The 25,021-nt window shown below is 69.2% G+C and carries 19 protein-coding genes and 1 pseudogene; 10 read left to right on the forward strand and 10 right to left on the reverse strand.

From position 1 onward, the window contains the following. The first annotated feature begins 30 nt into the window (after window positions 1–30). The gene (locus JWN68_RS12770) at window positions 31–513 is read left to right on the forward strand and encodes a DUF6328 family protein (RefSeq protein ID WP_297739466.1); all 483 of its coding nucleotides are present in this window, start codon (window positions 31–33) and stop codon (window positions 511–513) included. A 188-nt stretch (window positions 514–701) separates the two neighbouring features. Continuing rightward, window positions 702–6,230 (forward strand): carboxyl transferase domain-containing protein, encoded by a 5,529-nt coding sequence (locus JWN68_RS12775; RefSeq protein ID WP_297739468.1) that lies wholly within the window; start codon window positions 702–704, stop codon window positions 6,228–6,230. On the opposite strand, the gene JWN68_RS12780 is transcribed toward JWN68_RS12775, so the two are convergent. Further along, window positions 6,227–8,578 (reverse strand): pyruvate dehydrogenase, encoded by a 2,352-nt coding sequence (locus JWN68_RS12780; RefSeq protein WP_297739470.1) that lies wholly within the window; start codon window positions 8,576–8,578, stop codon window positions 6,227–6,229. The two genes, JWN68_RS12775 and JWN68_RS12780, sit on opposite strands and share 4 nt — an antisense overlap. 134 nt (window positions 8,579–8,712) lie before the next feature. Between JWN68_RS12780 and uvrA the strand changes: the two genes are divergently transcribed. Next, the gene (gene uvrA / locus JWN68_RS12785; protein ID WP_297739472.1) at window positions 8,713–11,079 is read left to right on the forward strand and encodes an excinuclease ABC subunit UvrA; all 2,367 of its coding nucleotides are present in this window, start codon (window positions 8,713–8,715) and stop codon (window positions 11,077–11,079) included. Window positions 11,080–11,162: 83 nt separating this feature from the next. On the opposite strand, the gene JWN68_RS12790 is transcribed toward uvrA, so the two are convergent. The 6 genes from JWN68_RS12790 to JWN68_RS12815 form a co-directional block, all read right to left on the reverse strand. Continuing rightward, window positions 11,163–11,855, reverse strand: a complete 693-nt coding sequence (locus JWN68_RS12790; RefSeq protein WP_297739474.1) for an aspartate/glutamate racemase family protein — start codon at window positions 11,853–11,855, stop codon at window positions 11,163–11,165. 292 nt (window positions 11,856–12,147) lie between these two features. Then, window positions 12,148–12,561, reverse strand: a complete 414-nt coding sequence (locus JWN68_RS12795) for a hypothetical protein (RefSeq protein WP_297739476.1) — start codon at window positions 12,559–12,561, stop codon at window positions 12,148–12,150. Next, on the reverse strand, window positions 12,534–13,196 hold the full coding sequence (locus tag JWN68_RS12800; RefSeq protein ID WP_297739478.1) for a hypothetical protein: 663 nt from the start codon (window positions 13,194–13,196) through the stop codon (window positions 12,534–12,536). The genes JWN68_RS12795 and JWN68_RS12800 overlap by 28 nt, the downstream gene beginning before the upstream one ends. Window positions 13,197–13,304: 108 nt before the next feature. Next, complete coding sequence (locus JWN68_RS12805) at window positions 13,305–13,718, reverse strand: hypothetical protein (RefSeq protein ID WP_297739480.1); 414 nt, start codon at window positions 13,716–13,718, stop codon at window positions 13,305–13,307. Window positions 13,719–13,845: 127 nt separating this feature from the next. Further along, complete coding sequence (locus tag JWN68_RS12810) at window positions 13,846–14,136, reverse strand: hypothetical protein (RefSeq protein ID WP_297739482.1); 291 nt, start codon at window positions 14,134–14,136, stop codon at window positions 13,846–13,848. Continuing rightward, a complete protein-coding gene (locus JWN68_RS12815) occupies window positions 14,133–15,107 on the reverse strand; it encodes an NAD(P)/FAD-dependent oxidoreductase (protein ID WP_297739484.1) in 975 nt (324 codons plus the stop codon). The genes JWN68_RS12810 and JWN68_RS12815 overlap by 4 nt, the downstream gene beginning before the upstream one ends. A gap of 97 nt (window positions 15,108–15,204) precedes the next feature. Here JWN68_RS12815 and JWN68_RS19355 point away from each other — a divergent pair. The 3 genes and pseudogenes from JWN68_RS19355 to JWN68_RS12825 all read left to right on the forward strand — a co-directional run. Beyond that, window positions 15,205–15,396: pseudogene (locus JWN68_RS19355) on the forward strand (helix-turn-helix transcriptional regulator); the annotation flags it as partial. A 72-nt stretch (window positions 15,397–15,468) separates the two neighbouring features. Next, window positions 15,469–15,774: a cupin domain-containing protein gene (locus tag JWN68_RS19360; protein ID WP_366519804.1), complete on the forward strand. Its 306-nt coding sequence runs from the start codon at window positions 15,469–15,471 to the stop codon at window positions 15,772–15,774. A gap of 79 nt (window positions 15,775–15,853) precedes the next feature. Next, entirely contained in the window at window positions 15,854–16,225 is a 372-nt protein-coding gene (locus tag JWN68_RS12825; protein WP_297739486.1) for a response regulator transcription factor, read from the forward strand. On the opposite strand, the gene JWN68_RS12830 is transcribed toward JWN68_RS12825, so the two are convergent. The 3 genes from JWN68_RS12830 to JWN68_RS12840 form a co-directional block, all read right to left on the reverse strand. Next, window positions 16,222–18,270 carry a hypothetical protein gene (locus JWN68_RS12830; RefSeq protein ID WP_297739488.1) on the reverse strand — a complete coding sequence of 683 codons (2,049 nt, stop codon included), beginning with the start codon at window positions 18,268–18,270 and terminating at the stop codon, window positions 16,222–16,224. The two genes, JWN68_RS12825 and JWN68_RS12830, sit on opposite strands and share 4 nt — an antisense overlap. A 1-nt stretch (window position 18,271) precedes the next feature. Beyond that, a complete protein-coding gene (locus JWN68_RS12835; protein ID WP_297739490.1) occupies window positions 18,272–19,597 on the reverse strand; it encodes an ATP-binding protein in 1,326 nt (441 codons plus the stop codon). A 136-nt stretch (window positions 19,598–19,733) separates the two neighbouring features. After that, on the reverse strand, window positions 19,734–20,402 hold the full coding sequence (locus tag JWN68_RS12840) for a response regulator transcription factor (RefSeq protein ID WP_297739492.1): 669 nt from the start codon (window positions 20,400–20,402) through the stop codon (window positions 19,734–19,736). Between the two features lie 178 nt (window positions 20,403–20,580). Here JWN68_RS12840 and JWN68_RS12845 point away from each other — a divergent pair, with 178 nt between their 5' ends. From JWN68_RS12845 to JWN68_RS12860, 4 genes are read left to right on the forward strand one after another with little or no spacing between them, the layout of a single operon-like run. After that, the gene (locus tag JWN68_RS12845) at window positions 20,581–22,788 is read left to right on the forward strand and encodes an MMPL family transporter (RefSeq protein ID WP_297739494.1); all 2,208 of its coding nucleotides are present in this window, start codon (window positions 20,581–20,583) and stop codon (window positions 22,786–22,788) included. A gap of 44 nt (window positions 22,789–22,832) precedes the next feature. Further along, complete coding sequence (locus tag JWN68_RS12850; protein WP_366519803.1) at window positions 22,833–23,681, forward strand: ATP-binding cassette domain-containing protein; 849 nt, start codon at window positions 22,833–22,835, stop codon at window positions 23,679–23,681. Beyond that, the gene (locus JWN68_RS12855; RefSeq protein WP_297739498.1) at window positions 23,678–24,481 is read left to right on the forward strand and encodes an ABC transporter permease; all 804 of its coding nucleotides are present in this window, start codon (window positions 23,678–23,680) and stop codon (window positions 24,479–24,481) included. Before JWN68_RS12850 ends, JWN68_RS12855 begins: the two co-directional genes overlap by 4 nt. A 59-nt stretch (window positions 24,482–24,540) precedes the next feature. Beyond that, window positions 24,541–25,020 (forward strand): SRPBCC domain-containing protein, encoded by a 480-nt coding sequence (locus tag JWN68_RS12860; RefSeq protein ID WP_297739499.1) that lies wholly within the window; start codon window positions 24,541–24,543, stop codon window positions 25,018–25,020. Window position 25,021 lies beyond the last annotated feature (1 nt).

The following is a 25,021-nucleotide window of genomic DNA, read 5'->3' on the forward strand; positions in this document are numbered from 1 at the left end:
CCGACCTCGCGCACCAGTACGCTCTCGCAGGTGAACGAGACGAAGGACAGCAGGGACGAGACTCCCGACGAGCGTGCGGACCGCAACTGGGCCGACCTGATGCAGGAGCTCCGGGTCAGCCAGACCGGCGTGCAGCTGCTGGCCGCCTTCCTCGTGACGTTGCCCTTCCAGTCGCGGTTCACCGAGCTCGACACCTTCCAGCAGCGCTGGTACCTCGGCCTCCTCGCCCTCGCGTTCCTGACCGTCGGTGTCACGCTCTCCCCGGTGGCGATCCATCGCCATCTCTTCCAGGGAGGATCGAAGCCGGACGTCGTCAGGGCCGCGCACGTGATGACCGGTCTCGCCCTGGGTCTCATCTCCTTGTTGCTGGCCGGCATCTCCTTCCTGGTCGTCGATGTCGTCCTGAGCCGGGGGGCTGCGGCGGTCGGCGGCGGCCTCGCGTTGCTCGTCGCGCTGAGCCTGCTGGTCGTGATCCCGCGGGTGGTGGCGCACAAGGCCGGTCAGAGCACGTGACGCAGGTAGCGCACGGGCCGCCGGTCCCAGCGTGCTTCCACGACGACGACCCTACGGTCTGCCAGGGGCCAGGACGACTGTGGAACCCGCCCGGACGTGTCCTGGGTCACGTGGGGCAGTAGCCTCGCCGACAACACAGTCTTGCGACGTCGGTTGCGAGAGCGAGTCGTCGAGTGGAGGGCAAACGGGTGTTCTCGCGGATTGCGATCGTGAACCGCGGCGAGGCCGCGATGAGGTTGATCCACGGCGTGCGCGAGCTCAATGCCACCGGCGGCGCGCCGATCCGGACGATCGCGCTCTACACCGACGAGGAACGCACCTCCATGTTCGCTCGTGAGGCGGACGAGACCCATCCCCTCGGACCGGCGGCGGGGCGTCCCTACATCGACCTGGCGGTGCTCGAACAGGCACTTCTGGCCTGCCGCGCGGATGCGGTCTGGGTGGGCTGGGGCTTCGTCGCAGAAGACCCGGCGTTCGCCGACCTCTGCGCTCGTCTGGGGGTGACCTTCATCGGCCCGAGCGCCGAGGCGATGCGCCGGCTCGGCGACAAGATCGGCTCGAAGCTGCTCGCCGAGGAGGTGGGCGTCCCCGTCGCCCCGTGGAGCAGAGGTGGCGTGGACACCCTCGAGGCTGCCCTCGCCTCGGCTGCCGAGATCGGCTATCCGCTGATGCTCAAGGCGACTGCGGGCGGAGGCGGTCGCGGCATCCGCAGGGTTGACTCGCCCGCCGAGCTCGAGGACGCCTACCAGCGCACGCGCGACGAGGCCGAGCGCGCCTTCGGCAGCGGTGTGGTGTTCCTGGAGCGCCTCGTCACCGGCGCCCGGCACGTGGAGGTCCAGCTCATCGCCGACAGTCATGGGACGGCCTGGGCCCTCGGCGTACGTGACTGCACCGTCCAGCGTCGCAACCAGAAGGTGATCGAGGAGTCCGCCTCACCGCTGCTCGACTCCGACCAGACGGACGAGGTCAAGGCCTCGGCCGAACGGCTCGCCCTCGCCGTCGGCTACGTCGGCGCCGGGACCGTGGAGTTCCTCTACCACCCGGGCGAGCGCACCTTCGCCTTCCTCGAGGTCAACACCAGGCTCCAGGTGGAGCACCCGATCACCGAGCTCACCACCGACGTCGACCTCGTCAAGGCACAGATCCACGTCGCGGCAGGGGGTCGCCTGGAGGGACCCAAACCGGCTGAGAAGGGGCACGCGATCGAGGCGCGCCTCAACGCCGAGGACCCGGACAGGGACTTCGCTCCCTCTCCCGGCCGCATCGCGCTGCTCGAGCTGCCCTCGGGACCCGGCATCCGGGTCGACACCGGGATGGGGGAGGGCGACACGATCCCCTCCGACTTCGACTCGATGATCGCCAAGATCATCGCCTATGGCCGCACCCGCGACGAGGCGCTCGCCCGGCTCCGGCGGGCGATGGCTGAGACCACCGTGGTGATCGAGGGTGGCGCCACCAACAAGAGCTTCATCCTCGACCTGCTCAACCAGTCCGAGGTCATCGACGGCTTGGCCGGCTGGGCCGACACCAGCTGGATCGACCGGGTCCGCGACGAGGGACGACTCATCGTCCACGAGCACTCCGGGATCGCGCTGGTCGCGGCGGGCATCGAGGCCTACGAGGACGAGGCCCAGGTCGAGATCACCCGGCTGCTGTCGAGCGCCCGGGGCGGGCGCCCGCAGGTGCAGCACAAGGTCGGTCGGGCGGTCGACTTCAAGCTTCGCGGCACGACCTACAAGGTCACGGTGCTGCAGATCGGCCGGCAGCGGTTCCGCGTCGGCGTCGAGGCCGGCGGAGCCGAGCACGACGTGGTCGCCGAGGTCGAGCGGCTCGACGAGTTCCACACCCGCCTGACCGTCGGCGGCGTGCTCTACCGCTTGGTCACCGCCACCCACGGCCCCGTGCACATGATCGAGGTCAACGGAATCGCCCACCGCGTCGCCGGCGACGACGGTGGCGTGCTGCGTTCGCCCGCGCCTGCGTTGGTCGTGGCGTCGCCCGTCGGCACGGGTGACGTCGTCGCGGCGGGTGCGCCCGTGCTGGTGCTCGAGAGCATGAAGATGGAGACGGTGGTGCGCGCGCCGTTCGCGGCCCGGGTCCGTGAGCTGCTGGTGACCACGGGCAGCCAGGTGGAGACCGGCGCACCCCTGGTGCGCCTCGAGCCGGTGGACGACGGTGCCGGCGCCGAGCAGGCAGCGCCCGACTCGACGGCCCCTGCACTCGACCTGCCTGCACCGGCCGAGGCGATCTCTGCGCAGGAGCGCGCGGCGCGGGCCCGCGAGGACGTCTCCGCGATCCTGATGGGCTACGACGTCGACCCGAGCGACGAGAGCGACCGCATCCTCCGCTACCTCGCCGCGCGCGACGAGGTCGTCGCCGCCGGCGGCGACGTGGTGAGCGACGAGATCGGGCTCCTGGGGGTCTTCGCCGACCTCGCCGAGCTGAGTCGCAACCGACCGGTCGGGGAGGACCTCCACACCGAGCTGCGCGTGCATAGCTCAAAGGAGCACTTCCATGCGTTCCTGCAGACCCTGGACGTGGAGCGCGGCGGGCTGACCGACCAGTTCCGCGAACGGCTGGCGCGGGTGCTCTCCCACTACGGTGTGACCGAGACCGACCGCACCCCGCAGCTGGAGGAGGCGGTCTTCCGCATCTTCCTCGCGCAACAGCGCTCAGCCCCTGACGTCCTGCTGGCCACCGAGGTGCTGCAGCGCTGGATCACCGAGCCTCCACCCACGCAGGACCTCGCCGTGCCTGCACGTAGCCTTCTCGAGCGTCTGGTCAGGACGACCCAGCTGAGGTTCCCGGTCGTCGGGGACCTCGCACGCAGCACCCGCTTCCGGTGGTTCGACCAGCCCCTGGTCGATGCCGAGCGGTCCAGCGTGCTGGCGGGAGTCCGCGACGAGGTCGCCGCACTTGCGGCCGACCAGGATGCTCAGGACCGCAACCGACGCATGGACGCGCTGGCGGCGATCCCCGAGCAGATCGTCAGATTCCTGGCCGAGCGCCTGGAGCAAGGAGTGCCGGAGCAGGAGCCGATGCTCGAGGTGCTGGTCAGGCGCCACTACCGCGAGCACGACCTGCGCGGCCTGACGTCGACCACGCGGGCCGACCGCCCCTTCGTGGTCGCCGACTACACGCTCGACGACCGCCCCACCCGGCTGATCTCGACGCTCGGCACGATGGCCGAGCTCACCGCGGCAGACAGTGCGCTGACGAGGGCGGTCGGCGACGAGGTGGCGGCGCGCGACTTTGACGCGGACGCCGTGGTCGACCTCTACGTGCACGGGCCGGCGGCCCCCGACGCTCCCGATGTCGCAGCCCAGGAGCTCGCAGGCATCGTCAACGCTCTGCCGTTCGCCGCCGACGTGCGCCGGATCGCGGTCGCGGTCTGCCCCGGCGGGGGCCGCCCCGTCACCTACTTCACCTATCGTCCGCTCGCCGATGGCGGTGCCACTGAGGACGACCTCGTTCGCGGGGTGCACCCGATGGTTGGGCGGCGGCTCGACCTCTGGCGGCTGCGCAACTTCGTCGTGCATCGCATCGATGCCCCCGAGGACGTGCTCCTCTACGAGTGCGTCGCGCGGGAGAACCCCGCCGATCGACGCCTCGTCGCGCTGGCGCAGGTGCGGCAGCTGGCGGTCGTCCGCGACGAGCAGGGCCGGGTCACGGGCCTGCCGCACGCGGAACGAGCGGTGGAGAACTGTCTGGAAGCGATCCGCCGGGCGCGTACGTCGCGTGGTGCCGCCGGCAGCAAGCTCGACTCGAACCACGTGTGGGTCCAGGTGTGGCCGGACGTCGAGGCCGACCCCGAGCAGCTGATCGCCCTGCAGGGCAAGATCACCCCGTTGACCGACGGCGCGGGGATCGCCGAGGTGGTCGCGCAGGGCCGGGTCGTCGGCTCGGACGGCAGCGTCACGCCGCTCGCCATCAGGTTCCACGCGCGACCCGGCGCCGGCGTCACGGCGTCCTTGGAGGCGCCACCGACCGAGCCGCTCCAGCCCCTCAACGAGTACGACGGCAACGTCGTCCGAGCCCGTCGTCGGGGGCTCGTCTATCCCTACGAGCTCGTCGACGTCCTCACCGGCCCCACCGGAGGCTTCGTCGAGCACGACCTGGACGACAACGGCACCCTCGCGCCCGTCACGCGGCCGCCCGGGCTCAACAAGGCGGGCATCCTGGCTGCGGTCGTGACGACGCCCACCGCCCTCCACCCGGAGGGGGTGACCCGGGTCGTGCTGTGCGGCGATCCGACCAAGGCGCTCGGCGCGGTGTCGGAGCCCGAGTGCGCACGGATCATCGCTGCCATCGACCTCGCGGAGCGCATGCAGGTGCCGGTGGAGTGGTTCGCCCTCTCCGCCGGCGCCCGGATCTCGATGGACTCCGGGACCGAGAACATGGACTGGGTCGCGGCCGCGCTCAAGCGGATCATCGAGTTCACCCAGGCCGGTGGCGAGATCAACGTCGTGGTGGCGGGCATCAACGTGGGGGCGCAGCCCTACTGGAACGCCGAGGCCACGATGCTGATGCACACCAAGGGCATCCTGGTGATGACACCGGACAGTGCGATGGTGCTGACCGGCAAGCAGTCACTCGACTTCTCCGGGGGAGTGTCCGCCGAGGACAACTTCGGCATCGGCGGGTACGACCGCGTCATGGGACCCAACGGGCAGGCGCAGTACTGGGCGCCCGACCTCGCCAGTGCGTTCGACGTGCTCATGGCGCACTACGACCACACCTACGTGGTGCCCGGCGAGACCCGGCCGCGCCGGGCCGCGTCCAGCGACCCGACGGATCGCGACATCTCGCCGTACCCCCACGTGTCCGCCGACAGCGACTTCACGACCGTCGGCGAGATCTTCTCTGCTGAGTCCAATCCCGACCGCAAGAAGGCCTTCGACATCCGCACCGTGATGCGGGCCCTGGCCGACCAGGACCACGTGAGCCTGGAGCGATGGGCCGGTATGGCCGATGCGGACACCGCCGTCGTGCAGGACGCCCACCTGGGTGGCTACCCCGTGTGCCTGCTCGGGATCGAGTCGCGCCCGGTCCCTCGGCGCGGCTTCCCGCCCACGGACGGGCCGGACATCTACACCGCCGGCACGCTGTTCCCGCGCTCGTCGAAGAAGGCGGCCCGGGCCATCAACTCCGCCAGCGGCAACCGGCCACTCGTCGTGCTGGCCAACCTGTCGGGCTTCGACGGCTCACCTGACTCCATGCGCAACCTGCAGCTCGAGTACGGCGCCGAGATCGGCCGTGCGATCGTCAACTTCGACGGCCCGATCGTCTTCTGCGTGATCTCGCGCTACCACGGCGGCGCGTTCGTGGTGTTCTCCAAGGCGTTGAACCCGAACATGACCGTGCTCGCCCTCGAGGGGTCCTACGCGTCCGTCATCGGCGGCGCCCCGGCCGCCGCCGTCGTGTTCGCCGGCGAGGTCGAGAAGCGGACCTCGGCTGACGCCCGGATCGGCGAGATCGAGCGCCGGATCACCGACGCCGGATCTGACCGCACCCACCTCGTCGTGGAGCTCGCCGAGCTCAGGGCTGCAGTGCGGTCGGAGAAGATCAGCGAGGTCGCCGCTGAGTTCGACGGCGTGCACGACATCCACCGTGCCGTGGAGGTGGGCTCGGTGGACGAGGTGATCTCGGTCGCTCGCCTGCGACCGCGCGTCATCGAGGCGATCGAGCAAGGACTCGCGGGGTCCGGGTCTGCCTAGCGACCCAGCAGGCTCAGCGCGGCATCGGCGATCGATCCGGTGTCGATGCGATGCAGCCGGTAGGCGTCGTCGAGGTCGGAGGACTGCCCGAACTCTGTGACGCCCAGGCAGCGGATGCGGTCTCCGCGCGCGCCCGCCAGGAACGCCAGGGTGTGCGGATGGCCGTCCAGCACTGTCACCAGGGGTGCCGGGTGCTGCGTCGGGAACAGCTCGTCGAGGATGCTGCCGCCCTCACCGATGTCGCGGCGGCCGCGTTGCTGGAAGGAGCGGAAGACGAGGTCCGGGCTGGTCAGGCACACCACGCCGGCGTTCACCCCGGCGGCGGCGAGCACCTCCGCCGCGGCGATGGTCTCCGGCATGATGGCGCCGACCCCGACCAGGGTGACGTCCTCCTCCGCCCCCCGGTGGCTGATGGGGATGCGGTAGCCGCCCGCCACAGCCTGCTGTCGCCTGCGCTCGGCCAGGGCAGGCTCGGTCGGGACCTGCGCCAGCGCGGGATCGATCGGTCGGGTGCTGAGCCGGAAGTACGACGACGTCCCGCCCTCGACTCCGACGCGGTCCATGGCGTGCAGGAAGCACCACTCGAGATCCTGCGCGAAGGCAGGCTCCCAGGCGACGCAGCCGGGCTGCTCCAGGCCGATCGAGGGGGTGGTGATCGACTGGTGGGCACCGCCCTCGGGCGCCAGGGTGACACCCGACGGAGTGCCGACGAGGATCGACTGACCGCCCGCATAGATCCCGTAGGACCACGGTTCGAGGGCGCGGGAGACGAAGGGGTCGTAGAGCGTGGCGATCGGGATCAGCCGCTCGCCCCAACGCGACCAGGTCGCACCGAGCTCACCGAGCAGGGAGACAAGGTTGACCTCGGCGATCCCGAGCTCGATGTGCTGGCCGTTGCTGACCTCGTGCCATCGCAGCACCCGCTCGGCGTCGTCGTCGAACCAGTCGCGCCGCTCCTCGACCGACCACACGCCGGTCTTGTTGATCCAGCCGCCGAGGTTGGTCGAGGAGGCGACGTCCGGACTGCAGGTCACCACGCGCGCACCCACGTCAGGCGCATCGCGCACCAGGTCGGCGAGGAACCGGCCGAAGGTCGCCTGCGTCGAGATCGGCTTGCGGTGGGGGTGCCCGAGGGACACCGGGACCTGCAGCGCGGTGGAGGGGCCGATCGGATCGCGATGCAGCTCGGCAGCGCGACGCTCGCACAGCCGACCGGCGTCCGTCCCGGGTTCGAAGAGCTGCCAGGGAGAGGCAGGGTCCATGCCCGACGACTCCGCCAGCGCGTCGATCTGTGCCGGGGTGAGAAGGGCCGAGTGGTTGTTCGGGTGCCCCTCCGTGGGCAGCCCGCGCCCCTTGACGGTGTAGGCGAACACGATGGACGGGCGCGTCTGGTCGACGTTGCTGAAGGTGTCGACGAGCAACCCGAGGTCGTGACCGCCCAGGTCGCGCACGGCCGCCGCCAGGTCTGCGGACGGCAGCGAGGACAGGAGCTCGCGCAGGTCATCGCTACCGCCGCCGGCGAGGATCCGTTCAGCCACCTCGGCCGAGTCGACCCGGAGCATGCGTTGGTACTCCTCGTTGGGCATCTGCTCCAGTCGCTGCCGCAGCTCACTGCCACCCGACCGCTCGAAGATCTCCGAGATCAGCCGCCCCCACTTCAGGACGATGACCTGCCAGCCCGCGGCCGCGAACATGCCCTGCAGCCGCTCGATCTGGATGTCGGGCACGACGCGATCCAGGGACTGGCGGTTGAGGTCCACGACCCACAGCAGCTCGCCGAGCTTGGCAACCGCCGGGTCGGCGACCGCTTCCCAGATCGCGCCTTCGTCGAGCTCGGCATCGCCGAGGAGGCTGACGAACCTCCCCGCTGGCGGGGCGTCGGTGAACTGCGAGGCGACGTAGCGGTGGGACATCGCCGCCCACAGGGCCGCCGTCGCGCCGATACCCACGGATCCGGTTGAGAAGTCGACCGTGTCGGGGTCCTTGAGCCGTGAGGGATAGGACTGCAGCCCACCCCTGGCCCGCAGGGTCGGTAGGTAGGACTCGTCGAGGTCGCCGAGCAGGTAGTTGATGGCGTGCAGCACGGGCGAGGCGTGCGGCTTGACCGAGACCCGGTCGAGGTTGGTCAGCTCCGCGAACCACAGCGCCACCATGATGTCGACCATCGACGCACTCGAAGCCTGGTGGCCACCGGCTTTGACCCCGCTGGTGTTCGGCCGTCCTGCGTTGGCGGCGTCCACGATCGCGGCGGAGAGCCACAGCACCCGCCGGGCGATCTCGCGGAGCACTTCGGCGTCGTACGACGCTCCTGTGGTCGTGTCGGACTCCAGGTCGGTCGTGGCGCTCATCCGCGGCCTTCGGGATAGGGGATGGGACTCGGGCTCCCGGACTCTATCCGCCGGAGCGGTGCGAGCTTCGACGTGCTGCGGTGCTGCTATGCCCAAGGTCGGGTGAACGGGCCGCGAGTGGGTACGAGGGTGCAATGACCACTGACGTGACCGACCACTTCGTACGTGTTCGTGGCGCGCGCGAGCACAACCTCCGCAACGTCGACGTCGACATCCCCCGCGGCGCCATGGTGGCGTTCACCGGGGTCTCCGGCTCGGGGAAGTCTTCGCTGGCCTTCGGCACGTTGTACGCCGAGGCGCAGCGTCGCTACTTCGAGTCGGTGGCGCCGTACGCCCGCCGGCTGCTGCAGCAGGTCGGTGCTCCGCACGTCCAGCAGATCACCGGGCTGCCGCCCGCGGTCGCCCTTCAACAGCGTCGCGGAGCCGCGACCTCCCGCTCCTCGGTCGGCACCATCACCACACTGTCCAACCTGTTGCGCATCCTCTACTCGCGCGCCGGCGACTATCCCGTCGGCGCTGCGGGGCTCGCGGCCGAAGCCTTCTCTCCCAACACCGTGGCCGGCGCCTGCCCGCGCTGTCACGGCCTCGGGGTCGTGCACGACGTCACCGAGGAGCTGCTCGTCCCGGATCCGTCGCTGAGCATCCGCGAGGGCGCGATTGCCGCCTGGCCCGGGGCCTGGCAGGGCGCCAACCTGCGGAGCATCGTCACCGGTCTTGACATCGACATCGACCGGCCGTGGCGGAGACTGAGGAAGCAGGAGCGCGACTGGCTGCTGTTCACCGACGAGCAGCCGTCCGTCCTGATCAAGCCCCAGCGTGATCGCGTCGACCACGGCTACTACAGGAAGTTCTGGAGCGCACGCAAGCACGTCATGCACGTCCTGTCGGACTCGAAGAGCGACCGGATGCGCGAACGTGCTCTGAGATTCGTCGAGGACGCAGCGTGCCCCGAGTGCCGCGGCAGCGGGTTGCGGCCCGAGGCTCTCGCAGTGACCTTTGTCGGGAGGTCGATCGCCGAGGTCAACAATCTCCCGTTCGCCGAGCTGGTCACGCTGTTGCGACCCGTCGCCGACCTCCCCGAGGAGAACAACGAAGTCGCAGTGCGGATCTGCGCCGACCTCGTCGCCCGCGTGGAGGTGCTCCTCGACCTGGGCCTTGGCTACCTGAGCCTCGGACGGAGCTCGACGACGCTGTCACCCGGTGAGGCGCAACGCTTGAGGATCGCCACCCAGTTGCGGTCGGGGTTGTTCGGGGTCGTCTACGTGCTGGACGAGCCGTCTGCGGGCCTACATCCGGCTGACGCAGAGCCGCTGCTCGACGTGCTCGACCGCCTCAAGGTGTCGGGCAACTCGCTGTTCGTCGTGGAGCACGACCTCGACGTCGTACGCCGGGCGGACTGGGTCGTCGACATCGGCCCGGGCGCCGGCGAGGCCGGTGGTCGGGTTCTCTACAGCGGCCCGGTAGCAGGCCTCGAGGACGTTGCGGAGTCGGCCACCAGCGCCTACCTCTTCGGTCGCGCCGAGCGACTGGAGCACGACGTGCGCGAACCGCAGGGTTGGCTGCGGCTGCGCGGGGTGTCCCGGCACAACCTGCGCGACGTGTCTGTCGAAATCCCGCTCTGCGTCCTGACAGCCGTGACCGGGGTGTCCGGCTCCGGGAAGTCGACCCTGGTCACCCAGGTGCTCGCGGAGGACCCGACCGCCCTCGAGTCGTTCGACCGGTTGGTCCTCGTCGACCAGCGCCCGATCGGGCGCACACCGCGGTCGAACCTGGCGACCTACACCGGGATGTTTGACACCGTCCGCAAGCTGTACGCCGCGACCGACGATGCGCGGGCGCGCGGATACGGCGCCGGCCGCTTCTCCTTCAACGTCGCCGAGGGCCGCTGCGAGACCTGCCAGGGGGAAGGGTTCGTCGCCGTCGAGCTGCTCTTCCTGCCCGGTACCTACGCACCCTGCCCCACCTGCCACGGCAAGAGGTACAACGCAGAGACGCTCGAGATCACCTATCGCGACAAGAACGTCGCAGACGTGCTCGACCTGTCGGTCGACCAGGCAGCGGCGTTCCTCGCGGACGTACCCGCGGCCGTCCGCAGCCTCGAGACGCTACGAGAGGTCGGACTGGGCTACCTGCGGCTGGGACAGCCGGCGACCGAGCTCAGCGGCGGGGAGGCGCAGCGCATCAAGCTCGCCACCGAGCTCCAGCGAGCGCGCCGTGGCCACGCGTTGTACCTGCTCGACGAGCCGACCTCCGGGCTGCACCCCTCGGACACCGCGCTGCTGCTTCGCCAACTGCACCGGCTCGTCGAAGCCGGCAACACCGTGGTCCTGGTCGAGCACGACCTCGATGCGATCGCCGCTGCCGACTGGGTCATTGATCTCGGCCCGGGGGGCGGCGACGCCGGCGGTCAGGTCGTCGCGACCGGCACTCCGGCCGACGTCGCGAAGGCGGAAGGGAGCGCGACTGCGCCGTACCTCGCTCGGCGGCTAGATCGACCCTGAAGGGGTAAATGCGGCCAGCGCACGCGCGCCTGGTGCTGGGGCGGGGTAGGCCGTCGACATCCACCGAAGCGGACGGCGTCTGCCTATGACGCGAGGGCGAAGTCCACCGCGGCCTCCGCATGGACCCGCATGGAGTCGAGAAGGGGGATCGCGGCGTCCCCGTCGTTGACCAGCAGCTCGAGCTCGGTGCAGGCCAGCACGACCGCCTCCGCCCCCGCATCGGACAGCCGGTCGATGGCCGCGAGGTAGGTGTCCCGTGACTCCTCCAGGACGCGGCCCTGCGTGAGCTCGTCGAAGATGATGCGATCGACCTCGGCGCGGTCGTCGGCGTCAGGGACGTGGATGCAGAGTCCCGAACGCTCCAGCCGTCCGATGTAGAAGTCCTCCTCCATCACCCATCGGGTGCCAAGCAGTCCCAGCTGCGTCCAGCCCTGCCTGCGGGCGTGGTCGGCAACCGCATCGGTGATGCGCAGGAGAGGTACGTCGAGGGCGGACTCGACGTCGGCGGCGACCCGGTGCATGAGATTGGCGCAGATCAGGACGACGTCGGCGCCTGCGTCCTGGCATCGTCGTCCGGCGTCTGCCAGCAGGCGGCCGGCCGCAGTCCAGTCACCCGCTTCCTGGTGTGCACGGACGACGGAGAAGTCGAGCGACTGCAGGGCGACCAGTGCTGAGGTGTGCCCGCCTCGTCGTTCCTGGACCAGCTCGTTGATGGTCCGGTAATACTCCGCGGTCGAATACCAGCTGAGTCCGCCGATGAGGCCGATGGTCTTCATGGCACCACCTTGGGCCCGCCGTCGGCTCTTGGGAACACCCCTTCTTCTAGGACTGGCCATCGGGTACGGCGACAGCAGCAAGGTCCCCAGCTGGACCTGATGAATCGCTGAACGCACCAGCGCGGGTCGCCGCTCCACGCTGGGGCGGCGACCCCGGTCCTCGTGGCAATCCCCGGGGCGGTGGTGGAGGTCGTCCTGCTCGAACGACGAAGGCCCCATGCTGATGTACGGGGTTCGGCCAGCTTGATCTCGCTCGTGCGCCTGTAGGGATGCGAATCCGAGATCCTGTGCGTCAGGGGGCGGTGTAGGCCCAGGTGAACCAGACGCTGTCGATGTCGGCTGCGGTTGTCTCGAACACTGCGAAGAACGCGCGGGTGCGGAGCGCTGGGTCGCCGTACACATAGCCGCCTGAGAAGGTGGTGGTGCCCAGGGCGCCGGCGTAGAGGCACACCTTGCCCGCCGGGGCAGTCGGGTTCTGGACCGCGCCCGTGCAGGCCGGGTCGTCGTCGTTTCGCGGGCGCATCGCTGCTCCGGTCGGCTCGGCGTCGGTGCTGGACATGGCGGTGGGCAGGCAGAACAGGACGCTGGAGGCCAGGAACATCCGTTCCATCGGACCGCCGGGCGCCGCGAACTGCTCCTCGATGGCGGGTTCGGCGATGAGGACGGCGCCACCCGGCTTCAGCAGGGATCGGATCCCGGCCAGCACCTCGGTCGGACGCGCGGTGTCGTGCAGCGCCTTGAAGACGGTGATGAGGTCGAAGTCCCCCTGGATGGCAACGCGAGCAGCACGTGGATGGGGTCGCCGGCCGACCGGGCCGCACGCTCCATCTCGAGGCTTGCATCGATCCTGCGCTCGACGTCGTCTGGGCCGGCGACAGCGTCGCACCAAGTCGCGAGGGCCCGAGCCAGGGCTGCGCGGTCACCCACGCGCCGGGCCATGGCCACCGCCTCCTCAGCCATCTCGCGGCGACGTGTCGTGTCGGCAGTGAACGACAGGGCCACCGAGAGCCGAGCGAGCACCCACGACCGCAACGAGGTGTCGCCCTCCGGAAGGAGGTCCAACGCCTCCTCGAGCAGCCGCTGCTGACGGGCGTCGAAGAGGGAGACCTCGAAGCCCGTGAGGCCCGCGCCGTAGCCCAGGGCCGCCCGAGCGAATGCGGTGGCGTCGCCGGGCCCACGCGCCAGCGTGGTGGCCTCGAGGAACGCCTCACGGGCAGCGGCCTCGTCGCCGTACCCTCCCAGCGCCTCACCGAGGGGGATCAGGAGGTCTGGAGTTGGCGTCACCCACGCCCGGGCGAGGTGCAGCTGCTCAGCTGCTCCGTGCCATGCGTTCTCGGACATCGCTCGCTCCGCCGCGAGCAGCCGGTACGGGACCGCCGCGGGTGCTCTCCGGCGGCCGCGAGGTGCTCGGCGACCGCGGGGGGGCCTAGCCGCCCCGGACCCGCCGACCTAGCGCCCGGCCGCAATAGCGATGCACAGCACGGTGAGTGCGGCGGTGAACGCACTCGCGCCGAAGCGCTCCACCGGGTGCTTGCCGGACAGGTTCCCAGCGGTGTTGAGGGTGAACAGCCCGGCCAGGACCCAGACCGAAGCGGTGAGGACAAGGTCGGGCACTGGTCCCTGGCCGATGACTGAGCCCGCGGCAAGCATCAGCCAGGCGATGGCGAGAAGAACGAGCGCCGTCACCGCGCTGCTCAGCCGGTAACGGGTCGGCAGGCGTCCGTCTCCCTCCACGAATCTCCCGCCGTAGGCAGCCGCACCCCACGGAGCGCCAGCTGCCAGCGCGGTCTGGAACGCGACGACCACCGCGATCAGAAAAACGGAGGCCACTGAGGCAAGCCGGATGAACTCGGAGCTGGACATCGGTACGTCTTTTCTCGCGGGTCAACCGTGTCGCCAAGATCATGATGAGCGACTGCACGAGTCTGAGCGCTGGGGTGGACTCCCGTACGCGCGCAGGGGTCGCGCGGGGTTGTCATGAACCTACGCCCTAGAACGTGCCATGCGCGGCACTGGCGCGATCAACCGCCACGCGGGCCAGGAGGCGCCCGCGAAGTCGGTGAAGTTGCGGCATCAGCCCGTAGATCACGATGGGCACGGCGATGGTGGCCAGCACGAAGGTGCGGACGACCGGGCCGAGGGTGCTCAGCCAATCACCGAGCGCAAGGTTGAGCACTGTCAGCGTGGGGAAGACGGCCAGCCAGATCATCAGCGCCAGTTGGTGCTTCGACGGGGGTCCGGCGGCACGCACGGGAGCGCTGGTCTGGTTCGGGATGATCATGATGACTCCTTGGATGTGATGTTCGAGGTGAGTGCAGGTCGGAATCCGTGGTCGAGCTCGCGCACGGCATTGCGCACGTCGTCGTCGACGAGGTCGGCGTTGAGGGCGAGGGCTGCGGCGGAACCGGCACCGGCGGCAGTGATGACTTGCGCACGCGGATCCACAACGTTGCCAGCGGCCCAGACGCCGCGGACGCTGGTGCGGCCGGTGGCATCGGTGGTGACCCATCCGTCGTCATCGACGTCGCAACCGAGTTCGATGAGCAGAGCGGTGTTGGGGATGAAGCGGGGCGGTACGAACAACGCGTCGCGGGGTACGACGCGGCCATCGTCCAGGCGCACGCCGCGCAGCTGGTCGGCGCCGTCGATGACGAGGCCGTCGACCGTGCCTTCGACGACTCCGATGGCGCGGGCGACCAGCTGAGTACGCTCGACCGCGCTCAGCGTCCCGGGCGGGGTGAAGTAGACAAGGTCGTGGGTCCACTGCCGCACGATCTGCGCGTAGCGCACGGCGCCCGGAGTGCCGCCGATGACGCCGAGCTGCCGGTCCCGAACCTCGTAGCCGTGGCAGTACGGGCAGTGCAGCACGTCGCGCGCCCACCGATCGCGGAGTCCGGGAATGTCCGGTAGCTCGTCACGCAGTCCGGTCGTGACCAGGAGCCGGCGAGCGGAGACTCGTTGCCCGTCGTCCAGGAGCAGCCAGAACGCATCGCTGCCGTTGGGCACCAGGTCGTTGACGGTGCCCGTGATGACTTCGCCGCCGTACTCCTTGATCTCGATCCTGCCTGCGACGAGCAGCTCCCTCGGCGGCATTCCGTCACGTGAGAGGTAGCCATGCATGTGTGCAGCTGGGCCGTTCCGCGGCTCGCCGGAGTCGATCACGAGAACCCTCCGCCTGGCACGCGCAAGAACCAGTGCCGCTGAGAGTCCAGCGGCGCCCCCTCCGATGATCACTACCTCGTATCTGTTCATGCCTCCAGAGTCCTGCGCGAGGAGCCGATCACCTACGAACGTTGCTGTTTTGGGGAATTGGGAGTCAGATGAGCCCGTGAAGGACGCATCCGCGGCGATGGAACAAGTGCTCGCCGAGGTTGGACCAAGACTGCGCCGAGTTCGGTTGCAGCGAGGGATGACCCTCACCGGCGTCGGGGACACCACGGGTATCTCGAAGAGCACGCTGTCGAGACTGGAGAACGGACAGCGGCGTCCGACGTTGGAACTTCTTCTTGCGTTGTCGCAGGCATACCGGGTTCCGCTGGACACTCTTGTCGCTGCCCCCGAGGTCGGGGATTCTCGCCTCCGTCTGAAGGCAGGTGTCGTCAAGGGTAGGACCGTGATCCCGTTGACCAGGCACCCCAGCGGCACCCAGGCGTGGAAGATCGTCATCCCGACGAGCAAGGTTGTCCCCGAGCCGCGGGCGCATGAAGGCTACGAGTGGATCTACGTCCTGTCCGGCCGCATGCGGGTGGTTCTGGGCGATCGGGACTGGGTGCTCGGCCCGGGTGAGGTGGCCACCTTCGACACTCAGGTGCCTCACTGGTTCGGTAGCACTGGCGACGAGCCCGCGGAGATCTTGAGCATCTTCGGAAGGCCGGGCGAGCGCATGAGCCTGCGAACCGGGCCACCGATCGGGGGTTGAACACCTCGCGCCGTGCGGCTTGCCCCATCCCGGACCAACCAGTTGCGGAGGCAGAGTGGGCTGCGGAGGTGGGCTGACGATGACTGTCGTACGAGTGCTGCTGGTCGACGACCAAGCACCCTTCCTGCGAGCGATGAAGGCGGTCGTCGACGAAACCGAGGGATTCGAGGTCGTCGGGGAGGCATCGTCCGGGGAGGAGTCTGTCGTGGCCGCGGCTGAGCTGCTCCCGGATGTCGTGCTGATGGATGTGAACCTGCCCGGCATAGACGGGCTCGAGACCACGCGCCTGCTGCGGGACCGTCCCTCGCCGCCGGTGGTGCTGTTGCTCTCGACGTACGACGAGGACGCCGGTGCGCACTTCGTCGCCGAGTGCGGGGCAGCGGCCTACGTGACGAAGTCGGCGTTCGGTCCCGACCAGCTCCGAGACGTGTGGAGCGGTGCGTCCACCTAGGCCACTGGGTCTCGAAGCAGCGCGAGCGGTCGGTTCGCGGGTCCGCGGACCTCCACCAGCGTGCGCCCCTCGTGGACGGTGCTGGAGACCGACCCTCCAGCTGCTTCGATCCGGTCGCGCATGTGGCGCAGCGACAGCGGCTCAGACTCGGTGCCGCTGACGCTCAGGTGCAGCCGGCCGGCGTGCACAGCCAGCACGACAGCGATGGGGTGCTCGAAGGAACGGGTCGCCTCGGTGACACAGAAGTAGGCAGCAGCCTCCACGCGTGGGTCGAAGCGCACGGCTGCCGCCGAGTCCTCGATCGTCAGCCGCCCGGCGAGGCCGGGCCGCGCGAGCAGGGACCCGAGCGCCATGGGGAGTCCGGAGCGCGTCAGCTGCGCAGGGAACACCCCGCGGGTGATCTCGCGCAGCGACTTCACGGCCAGGTTCGTCGATATCAGCAGCGCCTCGAGCTGCCCGGCGACCACGCCGCTCGGGCGTGAGTCGTGCGAGAGAGCACGGAGCTGGTCCGGCAGCGGCGCAAGGTGAGGGATCACCTGTCGGGCGATGGCCCGCTCGACGCGGCTTCGTTCGGCGTCCCCAGCGCTGATCAGCCGTGCTCGGGACTCCTCCAGCTCGCGGGTGTGGCAAGCGAGCTTCTCCACCTGTGCGGACAGCTCCGTGGCCAGCTGGGCGTTGCTCAGTGCGATCCCTGCCTGGGCTGCGAGGTCGGCGAGCAACTGCTTGTCCCGCCGGCGGAGCGGGCGTCCGGCGCCCATCTCCACGGTGATGGTGCCCAATCTCTCGCCGTGCTCGGCCACGGGCATCGAGAACTCCGTGGTGCCACGTTGGTCGACTCGTTCGGGCGGCCAGGCCGTCTCGCGGCCAGGACCGTCTTGCACCCGGACGGAGACGACGGCTCCTCTGGCATTCAGCGCCCGAGCGGCAGCTTCCGCGACCGCAGGCAGGAGGGCGGCGGGGTCGGGCCTGTCCCCGAGCTGGCGGCTGAAGTCTGCCAGGGCTTCGTATGGCGCAGCAGCGGCACCGAATGCGACCCGGTCAGCCAGTCGAACAACCCGGCGGCGCATGGGCTGGAATGCGATCGCCACGAGTGCCGTCGCAACGAGGGACGGCCAGAAGCCACCGGCTTCCTGCCCGGCGGCGGAACCGATCACCACAACGAGGAACACGTAGCCGATGGCGGCCAGTCCGGTCGCTGTGGCAACCATCAGTGCGCGATTGACGATGAGGTCGATCTGCAACAACCGGTGGCGCAGCACCGCGACGGCAACGCACAGCGGGACCGCCAGCTGCGCGAGCCGCAGGGGCAACCCTGCGAGCCAGGTGACTTCCTCGCCCTGGATGCGCGGGAGCACCAGGATGATCACGACGCTGACGGCGAGGAAGACTGCCGACGATGCAATCCACAACAACTGGCGCCGCTCGTCGTCGCGGGCCTTGAGCAGCCGCAGCACCAGGGACACCGCCGAGGCGAGGAGACCGGCGGCAATGAGCAGGTATCCGATCGTGAGCAGGACGGTGGACAGCGAGACTCCGTCGTACTGCTCGGAGTAGACGAAGTCCCCCGGGGACGTGGCAAAGTTCCCCAGGGTGCGCAGTCCAAGACCCACCAGGGTGACCCACACCGCCCAGCGCCAGCGGGATGAAGGGAGGTGGCCCGTGGGAGAGATCAGGAAGATCATGACCAGTGCGGTGAAGGCCGGCCAACCGATGAAGGGTGACGCCCAGGCGACCACGTGGGCCCAGTACGGCGACCCCGGTCCATCACCCTCGAGGACCCAGACCGTGTAGGCGTCAGCGGCCAGGGTCACCGAGAGAAGGCTCGCGACGCACAACAACCAGCCCAGCATGTGCCGCGGATGGCGCGAGACGATCAGAGCCCCCATCAGGGCGCATCCCAGACCGGCCGAGGGCGCCAGTGGCCAGCCGTGGTGGGCCCACGTCGCTTCGCTGAGCAGCGAACTGTGAGCGGCGGTGAACCAGGTGTCCAGCGCGGCGGCCAACGTCGCCACACCGACGAGTGACCAAGCGACGGTCGCGCGCACCTCAGACCGCCACACTGATGGGCCGCGAACCCGGGGCGACGGTGTCGCTCGCGTCGGACCGGGGCACCACGGTTGTCACGGTCGTACCGCCGCCGTACGACGAGGAGACCTCGACCGCTCCGCCGATCGCGTCCATCCGGTCTCGCATGTTCGCCAATCCAGCCCCGGTTGCGACGGTCGCGTCGCGTGGGTTGAAACCGATGCCGTTGTCGGTGACCGTGAGCCGCCAACGGTTCTGGTTCTCGTCCAGCCTGACCGACACACTCGTGGCGTTCGAGTGCTTGGTGGCGTTCTGGACCGCCTCCATGCAACTGAAGTAGAGAGCGGCCTCAACCGCTGCTGGGAGCCGCCCTAGCTCGTGGCCCTCGATCCTCACAGACATGGCGCTGCCGACGATTCCCGCGCGCAGCGCCGACCCGAGTCCCTCGTCGGCGAGCTGCCTCGGGTAGATGCCGCGCGACAGGGTCGACAGCGTCTCGATGGCCATCAGTGCTGCGTCCGCCTGCTCGGTGAGGATGACGGCCGCGCGACGTGGTGAGCGCTCGACGATGGTGTGCGCCAGTCGGAGGTTGACCGTCAGGGCGACCAAGTGCTGCTGGGCCCCGTCATGCAGGTCTCGCTCGAGGCGGCTCCTCTCGGTGTCCTGGGTCTCGATGAGCCGCTCGCGCGAGGCCGAGATCTCCGCCGAACGGACCAAGAGTTCCTCGCGGCGGTCATCGAGCTCGGCGCGTAGTGCGACTCGTTTGAGCACCAGGCCGGCTTGGGCTGCCAGTCCGGCGAAGAGCCGCTCCTCGATCCGAGTGAGCGCGAGGCCCGGACGCTCCTGAAGTCGAAGCACGCCCAGAAGCTGGCGGCCCTGCCGAACCGGGAGCGTTCTCGAACCGGTCGGAGTCACCACGGCGTTCTCGTGACCAAAGGACGGAGGAGTGCGATCGACGTCGACATCCGGTGGCCAGCTGGCAGCCAGGGTCGCCCGGCCGGAGACGTTCAGCCACACCTGGGTCCACTCGGCCCCCGTGCCTTGGGCCAGCAGCATCGCCATCCGCTCCGGCAGCCCGTGGCTCGAGTCGGCGCCCGTGACTTCATCCGCGAAGTGGCTCAGCACGTCGTAAGGTCTCACGCCGCCCGGACTCCACCGGGCGGTGAGGCGCTCGAGCTCGGTCTGCACCCGCTGGAACGCCAACGCCACGACGGTGGTCGCCAACACGGACAACAGCACGCTGGGGGACCCGGTGTGGCCGATGAGTGTCCCGCCTCCGACGACGACGACGACGTAGACCGACCCCACGAAGGCGGCGAGCCCGAGGAAGACGGCGGACGTGCTCAAACCTCCTGGGGGCAGCTGGCGGAGCGAGCGCCGTGGCGTCATGGCTCAGTGTGCGCCTCCACGAGCGATGTGGGGGAGGGGCTCTGCCGCACCCGGAAGGTGGGGCTGGCCGTACCCGGCGGCATCGCCACTCGACTCAGCGACGCGGGCCGCTGGCCTCGAGGTAGGTCAGCACGGCCATGACCCGCCTGCTCACCTCGTGCTCGTCGGCCAGCCCGAGCTTGTGGAAGACCGATCCGATGTGTTTTTCCACAGCGCGGTCACTGAGAAAGAGGGTCTTGGCGATGGTGGAGTTGTTGCGACCCGTTGCCATCTCGTGCAGGACAGCGCGCTCGCGGTCGGTCAGTCCGAGCAGGGGCGCTTCTGCTCCTCGACGGGCGAGCAACGCCTCGACGACGGCGGGGTCGAGAACCGACCCGCCGCGGGCCACTTCATGTAGGGCACGGGCTAGTTCGTCAAGGTCGCTGACCCGCTCCTTGAGCAGGTAGCCCACCCCAGCGGCTCCGCCGGCCAGGAGCGCGAAGGCGTAGTCCTCCTCGACGTACTGCGACAGCACGACCACCCCGACACCGGGGTGCTCGAGGCGGATGCGGCGGGCCGCCTCGATGCCCTCGTTGGTATGGGTGGGTGGCATACGGATGTCAGTGAGGACCACGTCCGGTCGGTTCTCTGCGACCGACGCCATGAGCGAGTCCAGGTCGGCTGCCGTGCCGACGACCTCGATGCCTTCGCCCTCGGCGAGGAGCGCCGAGACCCCCTCACGAGCAAGGAAGTTGTCGTCCGCGAAGACGACCCTGAGGGGCATGCCTTGGACTGTAGCGATCCCCCGGACCGGGTGGGGCCAGCACTCATGACCGGTGGGGCTCGGTCCCGCTGTTGTGCGCCGTGCCCCATCCTCGCGAGCGGCGCCGATTCGTAGGTTCGACGTGCACTCTCAGACGTGCCCACCCTGGGCTGTCTGGCCCGTCGATGAGGAGTCCGACATGTTGGTACAGCTAGCTGACTGGTGCTTTCGACAGCGCCGTCTGGTCATCGTCGCGTGGGTCGCCGCGCTGGCGGGGGCCTTCGTCCTTGCTGGATCGATCGGCGGGGGGGCAAGGCAGGACTACTTCCAACCCGGATCCGAGTCACAGGCCGCCTCGGAGACTCTCCAGGCGAAGTTCCCGCGGCGGGCCGGCGACACCGTTGAGGTGGTGCTGCGATCCGAAAGCGGCTTCAGCTCCGCTGCCGTCCGCGAGAAGTCCGAGGAGATCTTCGAGGGCGTCGCCACCGACTCCCACGTCGTGGGTGTGGCAAGCCCGTTCAGCGACGGTGGCGCGCGCCAGATCTCGGCCGACGGCAAGACTGCCTACGCCGTCGTCGCCCTCGACCAGACCGTGGACGACTACACCGCAGCTGGGGCCAAGGCTCTGATCGACCCGATTCTCGCGGCTGGCGACGACACCTTGCGGGTCGAGGCAGGGGGCCCGGTCGCGGCGCTGTCCCAGACAGCACCTGTGGGCGGCGGTGAGGTCGTCGGCTTCGTCGCCGCGGCCCTGATCCTGCTGTTCACCTTCGGATCGGCGGTCGCGATGGGCCTGCCACTCCTCACGGCTGTCTTCGGCCTCGGCATGTCCGTCGCGCTGGGAGGCCTCTTGCGCCGAGTGCTGGACGTCCCCGACTGGGCGACCATGACGGCGGCGATGGTCGGCATCGGTGTCGGCATCGACTACGCACTGCTCATCGTCACCCGCTACCGCAGCGGCCTGGCGGAGGGACGGGACCCGCGTGGCGCGACCACGACGGCGATCGCAACCGCCGGCCGGGCAGTCGTCTTCGCCGGCATCACCGTCGTCATCGCAATGATGGGGATCCTCCTGGTCGGTCAACCCGCGCTGACGGGCTTCGCGTTCACTTCGTCGCTCTTCGTGCTGGTCACCATGGGCGCCTCGCTGACGCTGCTCCCAGCACTGCTGGGGTTCGCCGGACGGAACATCGAGCGTTTGCACGTGCCGTTCGTGGGCAAGAGGCAGCGTGCGTACGACACGACGCGGTGGTACCGGTGGAGCCGGTTCATCCAGCGTCGGCCAGGGATCGCCGCGGTCGGAGGCCTCGCCGTCCTGCTCGCGTTGGCCGCTCCCCTGCTGGGCATCCGCCTCGGCACCCCGGACGCACAGAACGAGCCTCCTGCGTACACGTCTCGCCAGGCCTATGAGCTGTTGGCGGACGGCTTCGGCCCAGGGTTCTCTGCGCCGTTGGTGCTGGCCGTCCACGGCGCCTCCGGCGCAGACCTGCTCACCTCAAGCGATGATGTGGGCAGGGAACTCGCCCTCGTGGAGGGCGTCGCCCAGGTCTCCGCTGCGGTCATCAACGACGCCGGCGACACAGCGGTCCTGACCGTGGTGCCCAGCACGTCGCCACAGGACGCCGCCACTGGGGAGCTGGTCGATCTCCTGCGTGACACCGTCATCCCGGATGCGACTGCGGGCACGGGTCTTGAGATCGCCGTCGGAGGGATGGTTGCCTCCAACCTGGACACCGATCGAGGGGTCGTCGCACGTCTGCCACTGTTCTTCGGCGGCATCCTGCTGGTGTCGTTCCTGCTCCTCATGATGGTGTTTCGCTCCGTCGCAGTGCCACTCAAAGCCGTCGTCATGAACCTGCTCGCGAGCGCGGCTGCGTTCGGTGTCCTGACGCTCGCAACAAACGGTGGACCGCTCGGCGACCTGGTCGGCATTCCGGAAGCCACACCCGTCCCGATCCTGCTGCCCGTAGGGATCTTCGCGATCCTGTTCGGTCTCTCGATGGACTACGAGGTGTTCCTCCTGTCGCGGATCAAGGAGGAGTACGACAGGACCGGCGACAACGCTCGGGCGGTCGCGGACGGTCTGGCCAAGTCCGCCCGGGTCATCACAGCCGGCGCTGCAGTGATGATCACCGTGTTTCTCTCCTTCATCCTGGGCCAGCTGGTCTTCGCCAAGATGTTCGGCATCGGCCTGGCCGCCGCCGTGTTCCTCGACGCGACCCTGGTTCGCCTGGTGCTCGTCCCAGCCACGATGGAGCTGTTGGGCGATCGCAACTGGTGGCTGCCGGGCTGGTTGGACCGCCTGCTGCCGCAAATTCACGCCGAGGGCCGCGAACCGGGTGACGACGACGGCACCGTCCCGCAGCCGTTCGTCCCCGCGCACCCCGTGCGCGCTGGCCTCCGATGATCACCGTCGAAGGCGTGACGAGGAAGTACGGAAGCTTCACTGCCGTGGACGATGTCACCTTCACCGCGCACGTTGGTCGGGTGACCGGATTCCTCGGGCCCAACGGGGCCGGCAAGTCGACCACGATGCGGATCATGGTCGGCCTCACGCGAGCCACGGCGGGCACCATCACGATCTCCGGGCGGCACTACGTCGACCTGCCCAACCCAGGGCTCGACGTCGGCGTACTGCTGGACGCCTCTGCCCAGCACGCGGGCCGGACCGGTCGCGAGATCCTCACCATTGCCCAGCAGTACATGGGGCTCCCGCGCAGTCGCGTGGACGAGATGCTGGACGTCGTCAGCCTCACACCCTCGGAGGCGTCCCGTCGGGTGGGCAACTACTCGCTGGGCATGCGTCAGCGACTGGGGATCGCCACCGCCCTGATCGGTGATCCGTCGGTGCTGATCCTCGACGAGCCGGCGAACGGCCTGGACCCGGCGGGCATCCGCTGGATGCGCGACCTGCTGCGGAGCTACGCCGACCGTGGCGGGACCGTCCTGTTGTCCTCGCACCTGCTCCATGAGATCGAGGTCATCGCCGACGACATCGTGATGATCGGCAACGGCAAGATCGTCTCGCAGGGCACCAAGACCGAGCTGCTGCACGCTGCCGGCACAGTCGTACGAGCGGCCGACCTCCCCCGTCTCGACCGTGCGCTCGGCCAGCTTGCGATCGCGACCACCAGGTCCCAGGCCGGGGCCCTGCTCACCGATGTGGACCCGGTCCTGGTCGGCAAGGTGGCCCTCGAGGCCGGGGTCGCCCTCAGCGAGCTGCGCACCGCCGATGCCGGGCTCGAGGACATGTTCCTCGCGCTCACCGCCACCTCCCCACGAGAAGGAACAACGACATGAGCGCCGTCACGGCATCGAGTCCCCAGCGTCTCTACCCGGTACGCCGCCGCGTGCCGCTGACACGAGTGACGAAGGTCGAGCTGCGCAAGATGTTCAACACGCGCTCGGGCTTCTGGCTGATGGCCAGCATCGTCATCTCCGCCGTTCTGGCCACGGGCGGTGTGATCCTCTGGGCGCCGGACGACCAGCTCACCTACTCGACGTTCGCGACGGCGATCCGCTTCCCCGTGGTCATCATCCTGCCGCTGATCGCGATCCTCGCGGTCACCAGCGAATGGAGCCAACGCGCCGGGCTCACCACGTTCACCCTGATCCCTCACCGCAGCCGGATCATCACCGCCAAGGCGATCTCATCGGTGCTCATAGCGTTTGCGGCGACGGTGTTGGCGTTCGCCGTCGGTGCGCTCGGCAACCTCCTGAGTGCCGGCGTCACAGGGACCACGCCGGTGTGGAACGTCACCCTGACCCAGTGCCTCTACTACCTGCTCGGCATGCTCCTCAGTCTGCTGACCGGATTCATGCTCGGGGTGCTCCTGCGCTCCTCCACCGGAGCGATCGTTGCCTATTTCGTCCTGACCTTCGTGCTGCCCATCGTCTTCGGACTCCTCGGCGACAACCAGCTGTGGTTCCACGACCTGCAGCCCTGGATCGACATCCAGTTCGCTCAGGGCGGCCTGTTCGTCTTCGAGCGAGCCCTGACCGCCGAGCAGTGGGCCCACATCGCCGTCACAGGTGTCACCTGGCTGCTGCTTCCCATGGCGATCGGGCTCGGATTCGCGACGCGTGCCGAGGTCAAGTAGCCGTCCGTCCGAACCCGCCGTACCCCACAACCAGCCGTGCCACACACCAAGGAGAAGTCATGAGAACCATCAGTGTCGTCACCGACATCGCTGCCCCGGCGGAGGCAGTCTGGGCACACATCGCTGCCACGTCCGACTACCCAGACTGGAACCCGTTCATCACAGCGCTTCGGGGGGACCTCGTCGTCGGCGGTCGCCTGGAAATTCGCATCGCTCCGCCCGGTGGTCGCGCCATGACGTTCCGACCGGTCGTCACGGCCGTGGTCGAAGGAGCCCGGCTCGAGTGGCTAGGCCGACTGGGGCTGCCTGGCGTGGTCGACGGGCGGCACTCGTTCCAGCTCGAGCCCAAGGGGGACGGCGGCACCCGCCTCACGCAAGCCGAGGACTTCAGCGGGGTCTTGGTTCCCCTCATGCCGTCGGTGCTGAAGCGGACACGTGTGGGCTTCGAGCAGCTGAACGAGGCGCTGCGCGTTCGCGCGGAGCAATACACCTCCCCCAGACGCGATCGTTCATGGGAATCAGATGGTCATGGTCTCTGAA

This window comes from Nocardioides sp. (genome assembly GCF_025964975.1).
Lineage (GTDB): Bacteria > Actinomycetota > Actinomycetes > Propionibacteriales > Nocardioidaceae > Nocardioides.